The organism is Streptomyces sp. NPDC005774, assembly GCF_042871645.1.
Classification (GTDB): Bacteria; Actinomycetota; Actinomycetes; order Streptomycetales; family Streptomycetaceae; genus Streptomyces; species Streptomyces pratens.
Genome location: NZ_JBIAIV010000063.1, coordinates 18,733 through 36,234, shown reverse-complemented (window position 1 = coordinate 36,234; position 17,502 = coordinate 18,733). Strand labels below are relative to the sequence as shown.

The window sequence follows — 17,502 nt, the reverse complement described above, 5'->3', positions numbered from 1 at the left end:
TCGACACGTCATCCGTCAGCCGCCTCGCGGCCCCACCCTCAGCTCGCTCCACCCGAAGATCATCACATGTAGATCGTTAACTCATGGCCATTGGGCCCAGCTGTTGCCCGCACGCCTGCACCATCCGGTTTCGCGACGCCCGGGGAAAACAGCGGGAGGAAACCGGGTACCGGACCCAGGACGCGGCGGTCGAAAGGCTGACGGAGCTGTACGCCGACCGGAAGAAGACGGCTCCCTCGGTGGCGGAGGCGCGACGCGAACGGGGGCAGCAGACGATAGAGGAGTACGCCCAGACGTGGTTGCCCCGGCAGCGCCAGATGACCGCGTACTCGACCGCAAGGCCCTGGCGAGCCACTTCAAGGTGCAGATCATCCCGGTGATCGGATCACGGAAGCTGAATGCGGTGACACCGACCGTGGAGGAGGAATTTCTCGATAGACGAAGGGTGGCATGACGGAGGTCGTGCCGCGGCTGGCTGATACCGAGGCCGATGTGCAGCGCCTTGTCGAGAGCAACATGCAGGAGCTGTTCGGGGTCCGGTTCCTGGCAAGCGAGTACAGCACTGGCCCGGTGCACAGCGGGCGGATCGACTCGCTGGGCCTGGACGAGAGCGGGGCGCCGACGGTCGTGGAGTTCAAGCACGGGACCGAAGAGGCGGGCGGGATCCCGTGCTCCCCGTGGACCTGTTCCCTATGACCTCGCACGTGGAGTGCGTCGCGATTCTGGAGCCCGTAGCGAGGACCCTTTGACCTGCTAGTTTTCTGATTTCCCTGTTCTGGGCGGGTCACTCCGACGTGATTCCGTGGGCGCATCATGTCGAGTGCGCAGCGACCGGAAACCTTCGGTCCCGACCAGAAGTCCCAGAGGGCTCCCAACGCCGGTGGGACCTCACGGATGTTGCGATCGCAGGCAGCCCCGCATTCAGGGCGGTGCTTGTTGGTGTAATGGTGACAAGTGTGCTGGGTCGTGAGGGGGCTTTGCGACATCGAGGAATACCTCGTCGAGGAATACCTCGACGTGAAGCACATGACGCTGGCCATCCCGCACCTTCGGGCACATCAGCGGCGCTGATTCTCCATCAGGCGTTCCGATATGGTTGCTGCTGCCTGCTTGATGGCGAGCACTGCGTGCTGGACGTCGACGTCGCGCCGCTCGTTCTCATCCCAGGCGGTACCCACGCTACCCAGGGCTGTCTTCTGCTCGGTGAGAATGGGTGCCGCAACGCCGTAGACGCCGGGGTTGAACTCTCCCACGGTCAAGGCGTAGCCGTCCTTCTTGATCTCACCCAGGGTCTTGCGGAAGGTGCTCCACGTGCTGCCCAGCCCGGCGTTCTCAATTTCCTTGCGCTGACGCGCGTAGATGGCTTTCAGGCGGTGATGGGGGAAATGGGCCAGGATGACCTTCGAGATCGCTCCTTGAAACAACGGGCGCCGCTGCCCGCGGCTGAACCGGTTTTCGGGGCTCAGCGGGGAGCGGCACTCGCCGATGCACAAGACCGAATCACGAAACGCGGTACACAGAAGAGCCGAGTGCCCGATTTTGTCCACCAGATCCTCGAGTACGCCGTGGCTGGCCAGGAGCAGTGGGTCCGTCAGGCGAATCTGCAGGTCCATCTCGATGATCCGCGGGCCGAGGGCGTAGTGGCCGTTGCGCACTGCGTCGAGCAGTCCCGCCTCGTGCAGGGTCTTGATGTAGCGATATCCCGTCGACCTGGAGGTCTCCAGGGCCTCAATGATGGCGGCTGTGGACCATACGGGCTCTGTTTCGCTGAACAGCTCCAGGATGTGGAGCATCTTGGCCAGGCTCGCGCCGCCCTGAGTCGCTGTCGCTGTCGTTGTCACCACGTGATAATATCCCGACATGTGAGATATCGCCAATAATGGCAGCAGACCCTGCGTCGATGCAGGACGACAGCGGGCGGGCCGGACGCCGCATCCCGTCGGCTCTTGCCCTGTGAGTACTGCTCGAAGACCGCTTCGGCGACGGCGGCTTGTTCGGCGGCGCCGGTAGACGGTCACCATAGCGCCCTGCTGAGCCCGAATCCACCGGTGGGAGTCCGGAGCGATTGTTCTGGGTGCTCGCGGCTGACCGTCGACACGGAGGTCGCTGCGACCAGGGTCAGCGCCTTCGCTGCCGGGAAGGGGAGGGGCGAAGAGGTCGACCGCCTCCTCGTCGAGCACACGGACGACGCCGTAGCTCGCCCCATGCAGGCGTCGGGCCTGCCCTGATGCGGAAACGTCATGAACTCATGCAGGATCGCTCTGCCCGGCAATGAGAACATCCGGTGATGAGAACGGAGCTGGCCGAAACTCAGGGCCTGAGCGGTGCCGAATGCCCTGCTCAGCCCGGATCCACCGGCTTGATGCCCGATTGATCGTTTCGGGGTCGCGCAGGCCGTGTCGGGGCTGAGTTGCGGATTCGGGCATGGGGTGGCCGCTGGTCCGCCCAGCTCTTCCACTTTGTCCACAGGTCTCGGGCCCTTTCGGGCAGGTCGGGCAGGGAGTGTCAGAGGGCTGGTGGTGCATGCACCGTGCTGAACAGCTGGGTGAAGTCCTGGCTCCAGGGCCAGCGTTCGGGCAGGTGCAGGGTGAGGCGGCGGGCGGAGCGGGCCAGGCGGGCGGGCACGTTGATGAGGTGGTCGCGGATGGTGGCGGTGGTCGCTCTGGCATGGAACGCGGAGGCCAGGGCGCCGGCGGCGCGGGTCAGGTTGTGTGCCAGGGCTGCCAGGGCGAGCCACGCGGCATTGGCCTGGAAGTGGCCGGACGGCGCGTGAGTGAAGGCGCTGTTCTTGACATCGGCGATCACCTGCTCGACAACAGCGTGCCGGCGGTGATCACGCTCGGCATCCCTCAAGGAGAGCGGGGAGTCGGTGAACGCGGCGTGGTAGCGCCAGGTCTCGAAGAGCGTGCCCTGCCCGGCGGGGACGCCGCCAGCGTTCAGGCGCTTGACGCGGCGCACGATCAGACGGGCGGTGACCTGCTGCTTCTTCGGCTTGGAAGTGAAGGCAGCGTAGGGGACCTCGGCTATCTCGGCGTCGGAGATCCAGCACTGGCCCTCCTCGTCCCACACCGCCTTGGGGTATTTGATCGGCGTCCAGGCGTCCTCGCCGATGCGGGCGATGGCTGCCTTGACGGAGGCGTTCATCCGCACCGTGATGGAGAAACGGGCGCCCAGCGCCCGGCAGGAGTTGACAACATCGGCGCCGTAGAACGCGGAGTCCGCCCGCATCACCAGCAGGCCACTCGCGCCGCAGGCACGGGCGGTGCGGATGGTCTCGGCCACGAAGGCGGCCGCCCCGCGCGCGGAGTTCGAGGGCCCTTTGCGCAGCCTGGTGGCGGCGATCACCGGTGCGGACAGGGGTGTGGAGACGATGCCGAGCAGCGCGTTCAGGCCCTTGACCTTGCTGTATCCGTAGCCGGCGCCCTGTTTGGCGTAGCCGTGGGTGCGGCGGATGGTGTCGTCGATGTCCACGTATGCGGCCTGGTCCGCGCCGGGCAGCAGCGGGGTGTGACGGGCCAGTTCGGGCAGGAACCGGCGGGCCACAGCGTGCAGTTGCTTCACATGCCCGTGGGTGAAGGAGCGCAGGAACGACCCCAGCGTGGACGGGGCCCGCACACCGGAGAACAGGCGGCCCATCGCGCCGTGCCGCAGCCGGTGCATGTCATCGATGTCCCCGCAGGGGGCAGCCCCCAGTCGGCGCCCGCAGCCATGCCGCCCACCAGCGACATCAGCTTCGCCGCGGGGAAGGCGCCGGTGCCGTCCTTCGAGGCCGGCAGCCGGATGTGCTCCCCGACCAGCGCGGGCAGACCGCACCGCTCGGCCAGCCGCACCACCGGCCCCAACCCGCCGTACGCGATCAGGTTCGGATCATCGAACGTGGAAGAGACCGCCGCCGCGGCATGGGAGGATTGCATCTCGGAAGTGCCTTGCTGATCGTGCCTGATGTGGTCCTAGAGAAACCCCATCATCGCAGGTCACAAGGCACTTCCTCGTTTCCGGAAGAACTATCCACAGGCATCAAGCCGGTGGATCCGGGCTCAGGCCCTGAGGGATCAGACTCCGGCTGTCTCGGCCGCGGCCGGCGGATTACACCCGCGGGACCGCCATGTACTTGTATTCGAGGAACTCGTCGATGCCCACGCGGCTGCCCTCGCGGCCCAGACCCGAGGCCTTGATACCGCCAAACGGCGCGGCGGGGTCGGACACGATGCCCGTGTTCAGGCCGACCATGCCGACCTCGAGGGCCTCGCCCACACGGAGGCCGCGGTCCACGTCCTGAGTGAACAGGTAGCCCGCCAGGCCCCACGGGGTGTCGTTGGCCATGCGGACGGCCTCCTCCTCCGTGTCGAACGGGACGACGGGAGCCACCGGACCGAAGATCTCCTGGGTCATGAGGTCCGCCTCCGCTGGGACATCCGAGAGGACGGTGGGCGCGTAGAAGTAGCCCGGGCGGTCTGGTCGGTTCCCGCCGCAGACGACCTTCGCGCCCTTGTTGACGGCATCGTCGACGAGCTCCTGGACCTTCCGCAAGGCCTTCTCCTCCACGAGGGGGCCGACCTCGGTGCCCGGTTCGGCGCCGTCGCCAACCGACAGCGAGCCCAGCCGTGCGGCGAGACGGCGAGCGAACTCCTCAGCGACGGGCCGCTGGACGAAGATCCGGTTCGCGGCCGTGCAGGCCTCGCCCATGTTGCGCATCTTGGCCGCGACCGCCCCTTCGACAGCACGGTCCAGGTTGGCGTCCTCGAAGACGATGAAGGGGGCGTTGCCGCCGAGCTCCATCGACGAGCGCATGACGTGCTGGGACGCCTGCTCGAGCAGGCGGACGCCCACCTCGGTCGAACCCGTGAAGCTGATCTTGCGGGCGATGCCGCTCGACATCCACGGCGAGACCACCGAGGACGCCTTGGTCGTGCACACGACGTTGAGGACGCCCTTGGGGAGCCCGGCCTCGACCAGGATGTCCACGAGCGCCAGGGAAGAGAGCGGGGTGAGGTTGGCGGGCTTGAACACGATCGTGCAGCCGGCCGCGATGGCCGGCCCGATCTTGCGTGTGCCCATGGCGAGCGGGAAGTTCCACGGGGTGACGAGAACACACGGGCCGACGGGTTCGCGCGAGACGAGGATGCGGTTCTTCCCGTCGCCCGTTGTCGTGAGGTCACCGCCGATGCGGACGGCTTCTTCGGAGAACCAGCGGAAGAATTCGGCGGCGTACGCGACCTCGCCTTTGGCCTCGGCGAGCGGCTTGCCCATTTCGGTGGTCATGATGAGGGCGAGTTCGTCCTGTCGCGCCATGATGAGGTCGTAGGCACGGCGCAGAATCTCGCTGCGCTCGCGGGGAGCTGTCCTGGCCCAGTCCTTCTGCACGCGGCCTGCGGTTTCGATGGCGCGCAGCGCGTCCTCGGGGCCGCCGTCGGCCACGGTCGCGATGACTTCCTCGGTCGCCGGATTGACGACGTCGAAGCGGGCACCGGACGCGGCTTCGCCCCACTGTCCGTCGATGAAGACGCCTGTGCTGACTTTGGCGATGGCGTCGTGTGCTCGCTGTGCGATGCGGAGGTCGCTGGCATTGGTGCTCATGAGGGTCTTTCTGTTCCCTTGGTGCGGCGGTCTCTGGTGGTGGTAGTCGGGCCGACGGCCGTGGTCCCGTCCGGGTCGAGGACTTGGGCCAGGTGCAGGCCGGGTCTTGAGGGATCGAGCTGGTCCACCTGCCTGGCGCACGAAAAGCCGTCGGTCAGCACGGCAGCGTCGTGGTCGGTGGCCCTGAGCGCGGGAGCAAGCGCGTTCTCTGCGACCTGCATGCTCACGTCATAGTGGTTGGCTTCGAAGCCGAAGTTCCCGGCCACACCGCAGCAGCCGTCCGCGTCGACGACGTTGCGGACGCCGGCCGCCTCGAGCACCGTCCGCTGGGCCGCGGCCCCGAAGACCGAGTACTCGTGGCAGTGCGTCTGGAGCACGGCCTGCTCCGGCACCGGCCCCGCCGGGGACGGCTCCCAACCTGCGGACAACCGATCGGCGACGTGCGCGGCGAAGCTGCGCACGCGCGCCGCGACGCGCTTGGCCTGCTCCGTGTGGACCAGCTCGGGCAGATCCTTCCGGAGCGTGGCCGCGCAGCTCGGCTCGACGACGACGATCGGCCGGTCGGTGCCATCGTCGAGCACTTTCGCGGCCTGGGAAAGCAGCCGCTTCGCGGTACCGAGCTGGCCCGTGGAGATCCACGTCAGGCCGCAGCAGGCGTCGGCAGAGCATTCGACGGTGTTGCCGGCGTCCGCGAGGACGCGAGCCGCCGCGCCGGCGACCTCGGGCCGGAAGCCGCGCGTGAACGTGTCCACGAACAGAACCACCGAGTCCTCGCCACCGGCTCCACCCGCAGTCCGGGCGCCGGCGTCGGTGATCTCGCGCCGCCACTCCCGGGCGCCGGCGAACCGCGGAAGCGCGCGCTTCGTGGTGACCCCGCCCGCCGCCGCCGCGACCTTGCCCAACGGGGTCGCGAGGACCGCGTTGACGACACCGGAGAGGCGGCCTGTCAGCTTGAGCCACCGCGGGAGCCAGCCGAGCGAGAAGTGCGAGAGCGGCCGGAGGCGGCCACGGTAGTAATGGTCGAAGAACTCCGACTTGTACGTGGCCATGTCCACCCCGGTCGGGCAGTCGGTCGAGCAGGCCTTGCACGCCAGGCACAGGTCCAGCACCTCCCGGACCTCCTCGGACCGCCAGCCCTCCTCGACCGTGCGCGCGCCACGGACCATGTCCTGCAGGACGCGGGCGCGGCCTCGCGTCGAGTCCTTCTCGTCCCGCGTGGCGCGGTAGCTCGGGCACATCACCCCGCCGCTGTCCGCGCGACATCGGCCCACGCCGATGCAGCCCTGGACGGCGTGGACCCACGGATCCGTCCCGGCGGATGCTGCCGGGCGCAGGTCGAAGCTCGTGCGCCATTCGCGCTCCGGCACCCCTGCGAGGGCGAGGTGGGCGTCCATGGGGTCGGGATCCGTCATGGAGCCCGGATTCAGGATGCCCACGGGGTCCCACAGACGGCGGCACTCGGAGAACGCGGCCATCACCTCGGGCGAGTACATGAGGGGCAGCAGCTCGGACCGCGCACGGCCGTCGCCGTGCTCGCCGGACAGCGATCCGCCGTGCCGGACCACGAGTTCCGCGGCCCGGCGAGTGAACGTGCGGAAGACCTCGCGGCCCTCCTCGCTCCGCAGATCGTAGGTGATGCGGATGTGCATGCAGCCGGCTCCGAAGTGCCCGTACATGACCCCGGCAAGCCCGTGCTCGGCTAGGAGTTCGCGGAGGTCCGCAAGGTAGTCGGCGAGCCGCTCGGGCGCGACCGCCGAGTCCTCCCAGCCCGGCCACGACTCACCCCCCGACGCCAGACGGGAGGACAGTCCCGCCCCGTCTTCCCGGACCCGCCAGAGCGAAGCACGCTCCGCCGGGTCCGCGGCCGCACGGCCTTGCACCAGCCGCCCGTTCTCCGCCAGCCGTGCGAGCAACCGGTCCGCCTGAGCGCGCACCGACGCCGGGTCGTCGCCGTCGAGGTCCACGAAGAGCCACGCCCGCCCCTCGGGCAGGCCCAGGACGGAATCGGAGCCCCGGCGGTGCCGCATGGTGGCGACGATGGCCTCGTCGGTGCCCTCGACGGCGGCCGGCGAGAACTCGAGGATGGTCGGGATGTCACGGGCGGCGTCGACGACGTCCGCGTAGCCGAGGCAGACGAGCAGCGCGCTCGCCGGCTTCGGCACGAGCTTCATGCGAGCGCCTACGACTATGGCCCACGTCCCTTCGGAGCCGACGACGGCGCGCGCGATGTTGAACTTCTTCTCCGGCAGGAGATTCTCGAGGTGATAGCCGGAGACCTGCCGGGGGATGCGGCCGAGCTCGAGGCGGAAGGTGCTCAGGTTCTCCTGTGCGAGCCGGGCCAGCGACGCCGTGAGGGCCTCTGCTCGGGTGACGGAGAACGAGTCGGCGGGATCGGTGGCCCGCAGACCTGTCTCGGTCGCCGTCAGCCGCGCGCCATCGGATGTTACGAGGTCGATCTCCGCCACGTGGTCGGAGGTGCGGCCGTGGCGGACGGAGTGGTTGCCGCATGCGTCGTTGCCGATCGCTCCACCGACCGTGGCGCGGTTCTTGGACGAAGGGTCGGGGGCGAACGTGCGGCGACCGCCGGTGGCGCGTTCCACCTCGCGGGACAGCGTCGCGAGGACGACGCCGGGTTCGACATCGACCGTCCAGGCCTCCTCGTCGATGACGAGGACACGGTTCATGTGCCGCGAGAAGTCCAGGACTAGCCCAGGGCCGACGGCGTTGCCGGCCATGGACGTTCCACCCCCTCGGGCGATGACCGCGGTGCCGCTCGCCCGGCACGCCGCGACGGCTGCCACGACGTCGTCGACGGTGCGCGGGAACGCGACCGCGAGCGGTTCGACACGGTAGTTGGAGGCGTCGTAGGAATACTCGGAACGCCGCCGCGGCGATGCGTCCACCGGAACTCCGGCCTCCGCGAGTTCCCGGAGCAACGCCGTCGCCGGATCGCGCGTCTCCATGACGGCACCGTCATCGGCGTCCACTCGTACGCCGTCGATGAAGTTGCCTTGTTGCGGCAGTTCGGGGTCGTGCAACATCGGACGGCTGGCGGAATCGGTCACGGGCATGAGCTCTTTCTCGGAAAGACAGGCAGTAGCCGGTGAGCGCAACACGGGGCCGCATCAAGGCACCGGAGATGAACGGCCGCACCCACGCCTTCGCCTTCGCCTTCGGCAAGCAGACCGACACGAGGGCATCCGGTCCACCGCCTTCCAGGGCGGGACCATGCCACAGAGAGGGCAAGCTGGAAGGCCCTCTCTGTGGCATGGACAGGCTCAAGCCGTCTGCTCGTGCAGCACACGCACAGCGTTCTCCGCTCCGCTGCGCGGGCTGGAGAGCACGGGCTTGCCGACGGCTTCGGCGATCGCGGGGGCCAGCCGTGCCATGGATGCTTGGGCCAGCACGATCGCGTCGACCTCCGCAGCCAGCACCCGTGCCCCGTCCAGCACCATCGCGTCGTGGCGGTCGCGGTCACCGGACATCAGCACCGAGAAGGCGCCCTCGCAGAGCCGCTCCTGGACGGTGATGTCGCGACCGGCCGCCCGTGCCTTCTCCTCGACTAGGGAACGGGTCGGCGGCAGCGTCGTGGGGACCGTCGCCAGGACGCCGATGGCGTCCGCGGTCTCGACCGCTGACGCGGTCATCGCGTCGTCAATCTTGACGATCGGGACGGAGACCAGGCGTCGGGCCACGTCGATGGCCGGACCGAGCGAGGAGCAGGCGGAGAAGATGACGTCGGCCCCCGCGGACTCCGCGGCCTGGGCCAGGTGCACCATGCGCTGCGTGCTGGCAGAAGAGATCTCACCGTCGCGCATCACGGTTGCGAGCACGTCGCTGTCGACGAAGTGCAGAACCTTGGCATCCGGCGCGAGTTCCGCGAGGTAGTCGTTGATGACCGGCTCGACGTTGACGAACACCAGGCTGGTGTGCAGCACGGCGATCGAGGGAGTGGTGGACATTGTGGCTCCTACAGGGTGCGGCATCGGCCCGCGTGCCGAGAAGGGCACGAGAGCGTGGGACAGAGCGGTGCGAACCGCCCCGGGTTTGATGGAGATCTCAGAGTGTGGTGGTGACCTGGGGTTTCGTTTCGCCCTCAGCGGGGCTGAGTCAAGGGCACGCGTCCCCCTCGGCGCGGGGGCTCAGGCGGCCGATGACCTCCAGGGCGGCGTCCCGGACCGCGTCGCGGCCTGCCGCCCACAGGGAGACGACGTCGGAGCCGGGCAACGTGGACGGGAGGGTCACGCGGACGGCCTCCAGATAGGCGCGGCGCAGTTCGGCGTTGACGTTGACCTTGGCGACGCCTCGGGCGAGGGCGCCGTGCAGCTCCTCGACGGGCAGACCGCTGGCGCCGTGCAGGACGAGCGGGACCGGTACGGCCTCGTGGATCGCGGCCAGCCGCTCCAGGTCCAGGCGGACCGGGTCCTTGGTGAAGCCGTGGACGTTGCCGACGGCGACGGCGAGTGCGTCCACGCCCGTCGCGGCCACGAATTCGGCCGCTTGCTGCGGATCGGTCATCGCCGCGGCCTGCGCGACGGCGTTGGTGGAGACGTCCTCGTCGCCCGGCAGGGCACCGAGCTCGGCCTCCACCCAGGCACCGTGGTCACGAGCCCGCCGGACCGCCTCCTTCGTCAATGCGATGTTCTCGGCGAACGGCAGATGGGAGCCGTCGACCATGACGGAGGTGTATCCCGCCTCCAGGCAGGCGATGATCTCGTCCAGGTCCCGGCTGTGATCGAGGTGCACACCGAGGCGGGCGGCGGAGTGTCCGGCCGCGTCCAGCGCCAGCCGCATCAGGGCGTCGCGCCCGGCGTGCTTGAAGGGGCTGGAGCCCGCCTGGATGAGGACCGGCCGTCCGGCGGCCTCGGCGGCGGCCGTGATGCCCTGGACCGTCTCCAGGTTGTAGGCGACGAACCCGGGCAGGGCGTGACCGGCGGCCGCGGCCTCCTTCAGGGCGTCGGTTCCGTGCAGCAGCATCAGGCGCTCCTCAGGAGGTCGAGGGCGTCGGCGAGCGCGTCGGGGTCCCCGACGTTCCCGGCGAAGACGATGTAGGGGATGCCGGCGGCGGGGCCGGCCGCGGGCTCCCAGAGCGAGACGATGCCGGGGAGCAGCGTGCCCCGGGCCCAGGCACGGCGGATCTCCAGGCCATGGGTGGCGGTGTCGCTGGAGGTGATACCGCCCTTTGCAACGACGAAAGCGGGCCGTCGGGTGGCGTTGACTTGGCGCACGGCCTCCACGAGCGCGGCGGAGACCCGGCGGGAGATCGCCAGACTGTCGTCCGCGTCGGCACCCGTCACCAGCACGCGAGAGGTGCGGATCACGGCGTCGGCCGAGTCCAGCGCGCCGGCGGCCGCGGTCGCGACCTCGGCGATGTGGGGGTCACGCCGCTCCTCGTCGAGCAGGAGGGCCACGTCCAGCTCGTACTCGGCGATCCCGCCTTGCTCCCGCAGCCGATCCAACTGCTGTGTTGTCAGCGCGACATGAGAGCCCACGACGATGAGACCGTGCGGTGCGTCCCCGCGCAGCGGGCGCAGTTCCGCCGGGGTGAGCGGTGCCCGCGCCGCCTGTCCGGCGCGGGCCCTGACGAAGGACGGCCCGACCCGGTACAGCAGCCGCGTGCCGTTCTCCTCCGCCTCCGCGAGGGCCAGGGCGAGCACCCGCAGATCGTCGTCGCACACCGCGTCGACCACGGCCGTGCGTCCGCCGCGCAGCGAGGACAGCAGCCGCGCCGTGTGCGCCGGGCCCCCGCATCGCAGGTCGTCGAGGGTGACGCGCAGGACCTCGTCCGCGGGCACGCGTCCGCCCGTCTTCTCCTCGACCCACTCGGGCAGCGACGAGCTGCGGTAGCCGAAGGTGGCGTCGCGGGCGAACTCGCTCTCGCCGACCGGGAGCAGCCCGTCGGCCGTCCGCATCCAGTGGCGGGAGCCGACGGTCAGCCGACCCGCCTCGATGTAGGCGGGGGCCAGTACCACTCCGTCCGGAGCTCCGACGTCCAGCTCGGTCAGCTCTTCGGCGAGGACATCGGTCTCCAGCGGGAAGTGGCCGCGCAGCGTCGAGTCCCCACGGCTGGCCAGGACGTAACCGGTGCCCTCGACCGCCGACGCCGCATGCAGGGCGCGGACCACCTCGCGGTTGCGGGCGGCGGCGTCCTCAGGGGACAGGCTGCGGGTGTTGGTGAGGACGAAGAAGACGGCGCTGTCCTGGCGCAGCGCCCAGCGCAGGTCGTCCACCGTCCAGGAAGTCAGGACCGGCACGTCGGCGACCGTCTGGGTGCCGGTCGGATCGTCGTCGAGGACGACGAGACGGGGGCCGCCGGATATGCGGGCGGCCACTTCCGCGGCGCTCACCTCGCGGACTGGAGGCAGCCCTTCCAGCACTGCGGTCTCGGGGACGGGCCGCGTCTGGGCACGGAGGGGTGGAGGCATGGCGAATTCCTGCTCTGTCACGAGTAGTTGAGGGGGAACGTCAGCCGAGGTGGCGCTCGATCATGTGGTTTCGGCACATGGCCAGTACCGCAGTGTGCGCATCGCGGTACTGGCCATGTGGGCGACGCCCACGGGGCAACGCGGGGCCGTGGCTGCGTGTTGCCCCGTGGTGAGTCAGAACGTGTGCAGCACCGCGCGGAAGAACTCGGTCGGCTCGACGGCCTCGACAGGCACCGGTCCCTCATTGGCCAGGAATTCGTACCCGGTCTCGGGGCCGTACTCCTCGCCGCCCGCCGACACCCTGCCCTTGATCTGGAACAGGATCTCGATGGAGGGGAACTGGCCCGCCTGGTACACCGCGCCGGGGTCCAGGCGCAGGAGCCCGATCCGCAGGTCGCGTTCCGTGAAGCTTCCCAGCCACTTCTCCCAGACGCCCGTGTCGCCCTGCTGTATCCAGTCATAGGCTTCCGGGTCCATCGCGATGACATCGGTGTACCGCGGAGTCGCGAACTCGAGCTTGCCTCCCATGGCATGCTCGAAGATCGCCTGCGAGCCGTCCACGGTCTGGGGAACGCCGTTGGCGTCCGTGTAGTGGTACAGGCCCTTCTTGAACTCACCGGTCTTGGCCAGTTCGGCGTTCGTCGCCTCACGCTGCGCGACACTCAGGTAGCCGGCGCCGCTCGCGCCGCCGCACTGCAGGACCATGGTCCGAAGGCCCTCGGCGCGCTCCTGGGGGCCGTAGTGGACGCTCTCGGGGAAGTACCCCACCCACCCTTCCTCCAGGAAGTCGTTCTCGGTGTAGGGCAGCCTGCCCTTGATGACGTAGCGGATCTGGTCGAAGTTGTGCCGATGGCGAGGGGTCCGCCAGCCACCACTGCCCGTGAGGCCCACGTTCAGGTCGTAGTTGTTGGGCGAGCCGTCTTCACCGAACAGCAGGTGCTTCTGGTCGAGCTTTCCCTCACGCATGGTTCCGACTTGTTCGACGTCGGTGTCCGATGCCTTGCCTACGCGCATCTCTGCTCCTTCACGCAATCGCTGTCATCCCGCAGCACGAGTCGACGGGCTGCGGTGTCCGGCCTGCCCGCTGTCGTCCTGCACCGGCCCAGAGGCGGCCGCTGTCGTTGACCATATCCCATATTGCGGGATACTGTTCAATGGCAGGCGGGGGTGCAATCTCCTGCCGCATCTTGGATGGCGCTCAAATGGCTGGACAGATCCCATATTGTGGGAAATGCTCTCCATGGCTGTCTGAAGGTGGCCCAGGTGAGGCGTGAGTGCATGCGGCCAAGACAGCGCCCCCGCCCACTACTGCCTGCACACCCACCACGAAGCGCGACGCCACGAGGATCGACTATGACGACACCCCTGACTCACACCCCACATGACTCCGGCGTGCCGGCGTCGGCGCGGGACTTCAGCGTCGAGGAGCGGGTGGTCATCGTCACCGGTGCCGCCCAGGGCATCGGCCGAGAGTTGGCGCGCCAGTTCGCCGCCGCCGGAGCCGTTGCCGTGGTGGCCGACCTCAACATCGACAAGGCGAACACGGTCGCCAAAGAGATCCACGACGCCGGGGGGGTCGGCCTGGCCGTGCAGGTGAACGTAGCCGACGAGGCGTCCGTCGTGGCGATGGTTGACACCGTCATCGAAAAGTGGGGCCGGGTCGATGTGCTGATCAACAACGCGTCGATCTTCGCGACCATAGAGAAGGGGCCGTTCGACGAGATCCCCTTGGAGCAGTGGGAGCAGGTGCTGAAGGTCAACGTCACCGGCAGCTACCTGTGCGTCAGGGCGGTGGCCTCCCACATGCGCGCGGCGGGCTTCGGTCGCATCATCAACATCTCCTCCGACTCGGTGACCCGCGGCGTCGGCAACTACCTCCACTACGTCACCTCCAAGTCGGCAGTGATCGGCATGACCAACTCCCTGGCGCGCGAGCTGGGCAGCTACGGGATCACCGTCAACTGCGTGCGGCCGGGGATGGTCACCACGGAGGTCGAGCGCAACCAGCCCGCCGAGGCTCGTGCGCGCGCGGCGTCCCAGCAGTGCATCCCGCGGAACATGGCCCCCACCGACCTGGTCGGCGTCATGTTCTTCCTGGCCACACCGGCGTCCGCGTTCATCACCGGCCAGACGATCGCCTGTGACGGCGGCTACACCCACAGCAGCTGACCCACTCGACAAGCCACACGCTGAGGAGACCTCGTTCATGAGGCAGTACCCGCACCTCTACATCGACGGTCGCTGGACCGAACCGACGGAGCCCCGCGAACTGGAGCTCGTCGACCCCACCCGCGAGGAGGTCTTCGCCCGGGTTGCCCTGGGCAATGCCGCCGACGCGGACCGCGCGGTCGCCGCGGCCCGACGCGCGTTCGAGAGCTTCTCCACCACCTCGGTGGACGACCGGATCGCGCTGATCGACCGAGTCATCGACGTCTACGAGTCGTACATCGACGAGTTCTCCGAGTTGATCGCGCGCGAGGTCGGCATTCCCGTCGCCAACCGCGCCCAGGTCACGGGGCCGGTCGAACACATGAGGGTGGCCCGCGACATCGTGCGGGAGTACCCCTTCGAATCGCGGGTGGGCGGCGCCATCGTCCGCCGCGAGCCGATCGGCGTCTGCGCGCTGATCTCGCCGTGGAACTGGCCGATCCAGACTGGCGTGATCAAGGTCATCTACGCTCTGGCCGCCGGGTGCACGGTGGTCGTCAAGCCCAGTGTCGACTCCGCCGCGAGCGGCGTGCTCCTGGCCCAGGTACTGCACGAGGCCGAGATGCCGCCGGGCGTGTTCAACCTGGTGAGCGGCACCGGCCGCGAGGTGGGCGATGCACTGTCCCACCACCCGGGCGTGGACCTGATCTCCTTCACCGGGTCCACCGCCGCCGGCAAGCTGGTCGGAGCCGCCGCCGCGGCGAGCACCGTGAAGCGGGTCAGCCTCGAACTGGGTGGCAAGTCGGCCAACATCGTGCTGCCCGACGCCGACCTCGAACGAGCCGCGCGCTGGAACATTCAACGCTGCTTCTTCAATGCCGGTCAGTCCTGCCATGCCCCCAGCCGGATGCTGGTGCACGAGAGTCAGGTCGAGCAGGTGGTGCCCTTCCTCGTCGACGAGGCACGCCGCTACCGCCTGGGTGATCCGCTGGAGAGCTCGACGACCATGGGCCCGGTCGTCAGCGCCGCTCAGTACAAGTCGGTCAGAGAACACATCCAGAGCGCTCTCGACGAGGGCGCCCACCTCGTCACCGGTGGCCTCGAGCGCCCTGAGGGGCTCGACCGGGGCTACTTCGTGCAGCCCACGGTGTTCACCGGAGTCACCCAGGACATGACGATCGCCCGGGAGGAGGTCTTCGGTCCCGTCCTGGCCGTCCTGCCCTACCGCGACGAGGACGACGCCCTGCGCATCGCCAACGACTCGCCCTACGGGCTCGGAGGCTATGTCTTCGGTGGCGACCGGGCGAAGGCCCAGCGCGTGGTGAACGGGCTGCGTGCCGGACGAATCAGCTACAACGGCGCGGCCACGGATTCGTACACCCCCATGGGCGGCTACAAGGAGTCCGGCATCGGCCGCTCGATGGGCAGGTTCGGGCTCGAAGAATACCTCGAAATCAAATCCGTGTACGGGTTCGAGGACGAGGCGCAGACGTTGCCGCCTCTCTTCGGCTGAGACACCCCGAGTCGGTCAGGAGCCTTCCGAACATGAACAACGAAACCACCCCCCTGCTGCGCAATCCCGCCAAGGAAAAGCTGTCCAGGGGCGAGCCGGTGTTCTCGATGACCATCCGCCTGGTGCGGACCGTCGACATCGCCTCCATCGCCTACACGGCAGGTTTCGACTCCGTCTACATCGACATGGAGCACAGCAGCTTCCCCCTGGAAGCCGCGGGGCAAATCTGCATGGCCTGCAATCACCTGGGCGTCACCCCCCTGGTCCGCGTCCCCGGCCTGGACCCGTCCTTCATCGCCAGAGTCATGGACGCCGGCGCCATGGGAATCATCGTGCCCGACGTGCAGTCCGCCGACGAGGCGCGCACCGTGGTCCGTGCCGTCAAGCATGCGCCCTTGGGTGAGCGCTCCCTGGCGGGTGCACCACCCCAACTGCACTACCGGGCCCTCCCCGCCGATCAGACCGCCCGTGAGCTCGACCAGGCCTCCATGGTGGTGGCGATGATCGAATCCCAGGATGGTCTGAACGCGGCGGACGCCATCGCCGCAGTGGACGGCGTGGACATCCTCCTCGTGGGGGCAAACGACCTCAGCGGCGATCTGGGCATCGCGGGGCAAATGGACCACCCCCAGGTGCACGAGGCGTTTCTTCACGTCATCGACGCCTGCCGAGCGCACGGAAAGGTCGTGGGCATCGGCGGACTGGGTGGGCGGCCGGATCTCATCCGGCAATATCTGGAACTCGGTGCCGGCTACGTCTCCACCGGCAACGACGTCTCATTCCTCAGCGCCGCCGCAGGACAAAAGCGTCAGCAGTTCAACTGATCGACATGTCACGGAACAGGAAGCGCACATGAAAATCTGCGTGTACGGCGCAGGGGCCGTGGGCGGACACATCGCCGGACGCCTCGCTGCAAGTCAAGCCGAGGTCTCGCTGGTCGCACGCGGTGAGCATCTGGCCGCGATCCAACAGCACGGGCTGCGGGTGGAAACCCGTGAGGGAGAGCTGGTCTCCCACCCGGTCGCCACCGACCGACCCGGCGATCTGGAGCCACAGGACATCGTCATCGTCGCGGTCAAGGCCCCGGCCCTGCCGACCGTCGCCGAGCACGTTGGTTCCCTGCTCCACAAGGACGGCTTGGCGCTGTTCATCATGAACGGCATTCCCTGGTGGTACTTCCACTCCCACGGCGGAGCCCTGGACGGCACCCACCTTCGACGGCTGGATCCCGAGCGGGCGCTGTGGGACCACATCGGTCCGGAGCGCGCCGTGGGCGCCGTGGCCTACACCGCCTGCAGCGTGATCGCGCCGGGGGTGATTCGTGCCGAGAACCCACGCAACCGCCTGATCATCGGACGCCCCGATGGCCGGCCTGACGAAAGACTCGACACACTGGCGTCGCTCCTGAACCCAAGCGGCCTGGAGGTCACCGTCACGCCGAAGATCCGTGACGCGATCTGGGCCAAACTGCTGATGAACCTGATCGGGGGCTCACTGGCCGTCCTCAGCACCTCCCCCATGAAGGACGTCCTCGACAAGCCCGCCATTGCCGGCACCGCCAAGGCGATGGCGGCCGAGGGCGCCGCCATTGCTCGTGCCCTGGGCTGCGATCCTGGCGATCCCTACGAGGGCCTGAGCAAGCTGGCGAAGTCCAGCCATCTCCAGAGCATCGCGCAGGACCTGCAGGCCGGCCGGCCCATGGAGATCGACGCCATGTTCCGTGTCCCCCTCGACCTGGCGGAACAGATGCAGGTCCCGACCCCCAACCTCGACCTGGTGATCGAACTGGCCATCCAGCGGGCCCGTGCCGCGGGTCAGTATCACGACACCAGTAGGTGA

At 68.6% G+C, this 17,502-nt stretch carries 12 protein-coding genes and 2 pseudogenes; 6 read left to right on the top strand and 8 right to left on the bottom strand.

From position 1 onward, the window contains the following. The first annotated feature begins 295 nt into the window (after positions 1-295). The gene (locus ACFYQA_RS34670; protein ID WP_388926619.1) at positions 296-454 is read left to right on the top strand and encodes a hypothetical protein; all 159 of its coding nucleotides are present in this window, start codon (positions 296-298) and stop codon (positions 452-454) included. Beyond that, positions 451-651 (top strand): annotated as a pseudogene (locus ACFYQA_RS34665) (transporter); the annotation flags it as partial. The gene ACFYQA_RS34670 and the pseudogene ACFYQA_RS34665, both read left to right, overlap by 4 nt. A gap of 407 nt (positions 652-1,058) precedes the next feature. Here the strand turns inward: ACFYQA_RS34665 and ACFYQA_RS34660 are convergent. From ACFYQA_RS34660 to ACFYQA_RS34625, 8 genes and pseudogenes are all read right to left on the bottom strand, one after another. Continuing rightward, complete coding sequence (locus tag ACFYQA_RS34660) at positions 1,059-1,841, bottom strand: IclR family transcriptional regulator (protein ID WP_360033487.1); 783 nt, start codon at positions 1,839-1,841, stop codon at positions 1,059-1,061. Positions 1,842-2,505: 664 nt separating this feature from the next. Continuing rightward, a pseudogene (locus ACFYQA_RS34655) lies at positions 2,506-3,914 on the bottom strand (IS1380 family transposase). Positions 3,915-4,086: 172 nt separating this feature from the next. Further along, complete coding sequence (locus ACFYQA_RS34650) at positions 4,087-5,577, bottom strand: NAD-dependent succinate-semialdehyde dehydrogenase (protein ID WP_388926616.1); 1,491 nt, start codon at positions 5,575-5,577, stop codon at positions 4,087-4,089. Continuing rightward, positions 5,574-8,642 (bottom strand): FAD-binding and (Fe-S)-binding domain-containing protein, encoded by a 3,069-nt coding sequence (locus ACFYQA_RS34645; RefSeq protein ID WP_388926613.1) that lies wholly within the window; start codon positions 8,640-8,642, stop codon positions 5,574-5,576. Before ACFYQA_RS34645 ends, ACFYQA_RS34650 begins: the two co-directional genes overlap by 4 nt. Before the next feature lie 213 nt (positions 8,643-8,855). Further along, positions 8,856-9,539: an aspartate/glutamate racemase family protein gene (locus tag ACFYQA_RS34640; RefSeq protein ID WP_388926610.1), complete on the bottom strand. Its 684-nt coding sequence runs from the start codon at positions 9,537-9,539 to the stop codon at positions 8,856-8,858. A 148-nt stretch (positions 9,540-9,687) separates the two neighbouring features. Beyond that, on the bottom strand, positions 9,688-10,554 hold the full coding sequence (locus ACFYQA_RS34635; RefSeq protein WP_388926607.1) for a ketose-bisphosphate aldolase: 867 nt from the start codon (positions 10,552-10,554) through the stop codon (positions 9,688-9,690). After that, the gene (locus ACFYQA_RS34630; protein ID WP_388926604.1) at positions 10,554-12,002 is read right to left on the bottom strand and encodes a four-carbon acid sugar kinase family protein; all 1,449 of its coding nucleotides are present in this window, start codon (positions 12,000-12,002) and stop codon (positions 10,554-10,556) included. The genes ACFYQA_RS34635 and ACFYQA_RS34630 overlap by 1 nt, the downstream gene beginning before the upstream one ends. A 174-nt stretch (positions 12,003-12,176) precedes the next feature. Further along, complete coding sequence (locus ACFYQA_RS34625) at positions 12,177-13,016, bottom strand: hypothetical protein (protein WP_388926602.1); 840 nt, start codon at positions 13,014-13,016, stop codon at positions 12,177-12,179. 339 nt (positions 13,017-13,355) lie between these two features. Between ACFYQA_RS34625 and ACFYQA_RS34620 the strand changes: the two genes are divergently transcribed. The 4 genes from ACFYQA_RS34620 to ACFYQA_RS34605 are packed head-to-tail and all read left to right on the top strand — an operon-like array spanning position 13,356 to position 17,502. After that, on the top strand, positions 13,356-14,171 hold the full coding sequence (locus ACFYQA_RS34620; protein WP_388926599.1) for an SDR family NAD(P)-dependent oxidoreductase: 816 nt from the start codon (positions 13,356-13,358) through the stop codon (positions 14,169-14,171). A 37-nt stretch (positions 14,172-14,208) separates the two neighbouring features. Further along, positions 14,209-15,663, top strand: a complete 1,455-nt coding sequence (locus ACFYQA_RS34615; RefSeq protein WP_388926596.1) for an aldehyde dehydrogenase family protein — start codon at positions 14,209-14,211, stop codon at positions 15,661-15,663. Between the two features lie 32 nt (positions 15,664-15,695). Next, positions 15,696-16,487, top strand: a complete 792-nt coding sequence (locus ACFYQA_RS34610; protein WP_388926593.1) for an HpcH/HpaI aldolase/citrate lyase family protein — start codon at positions 15,696-15,698, stop codon at positions 16,485-16,487. 28 nt (positions 16,488-16,515) lie between these two features. Continuing rightward, positions 16,516-17,502 (top strand): ketopantoate reductase family protein, encoded by a 987-nt coding sequence (locus ACFYQA_RS34605; RefSeq protein ID WP_388926590.1) that lies wholly within the window; start codon positions 16,516-16,518, stop codon positions 17,500-17,502.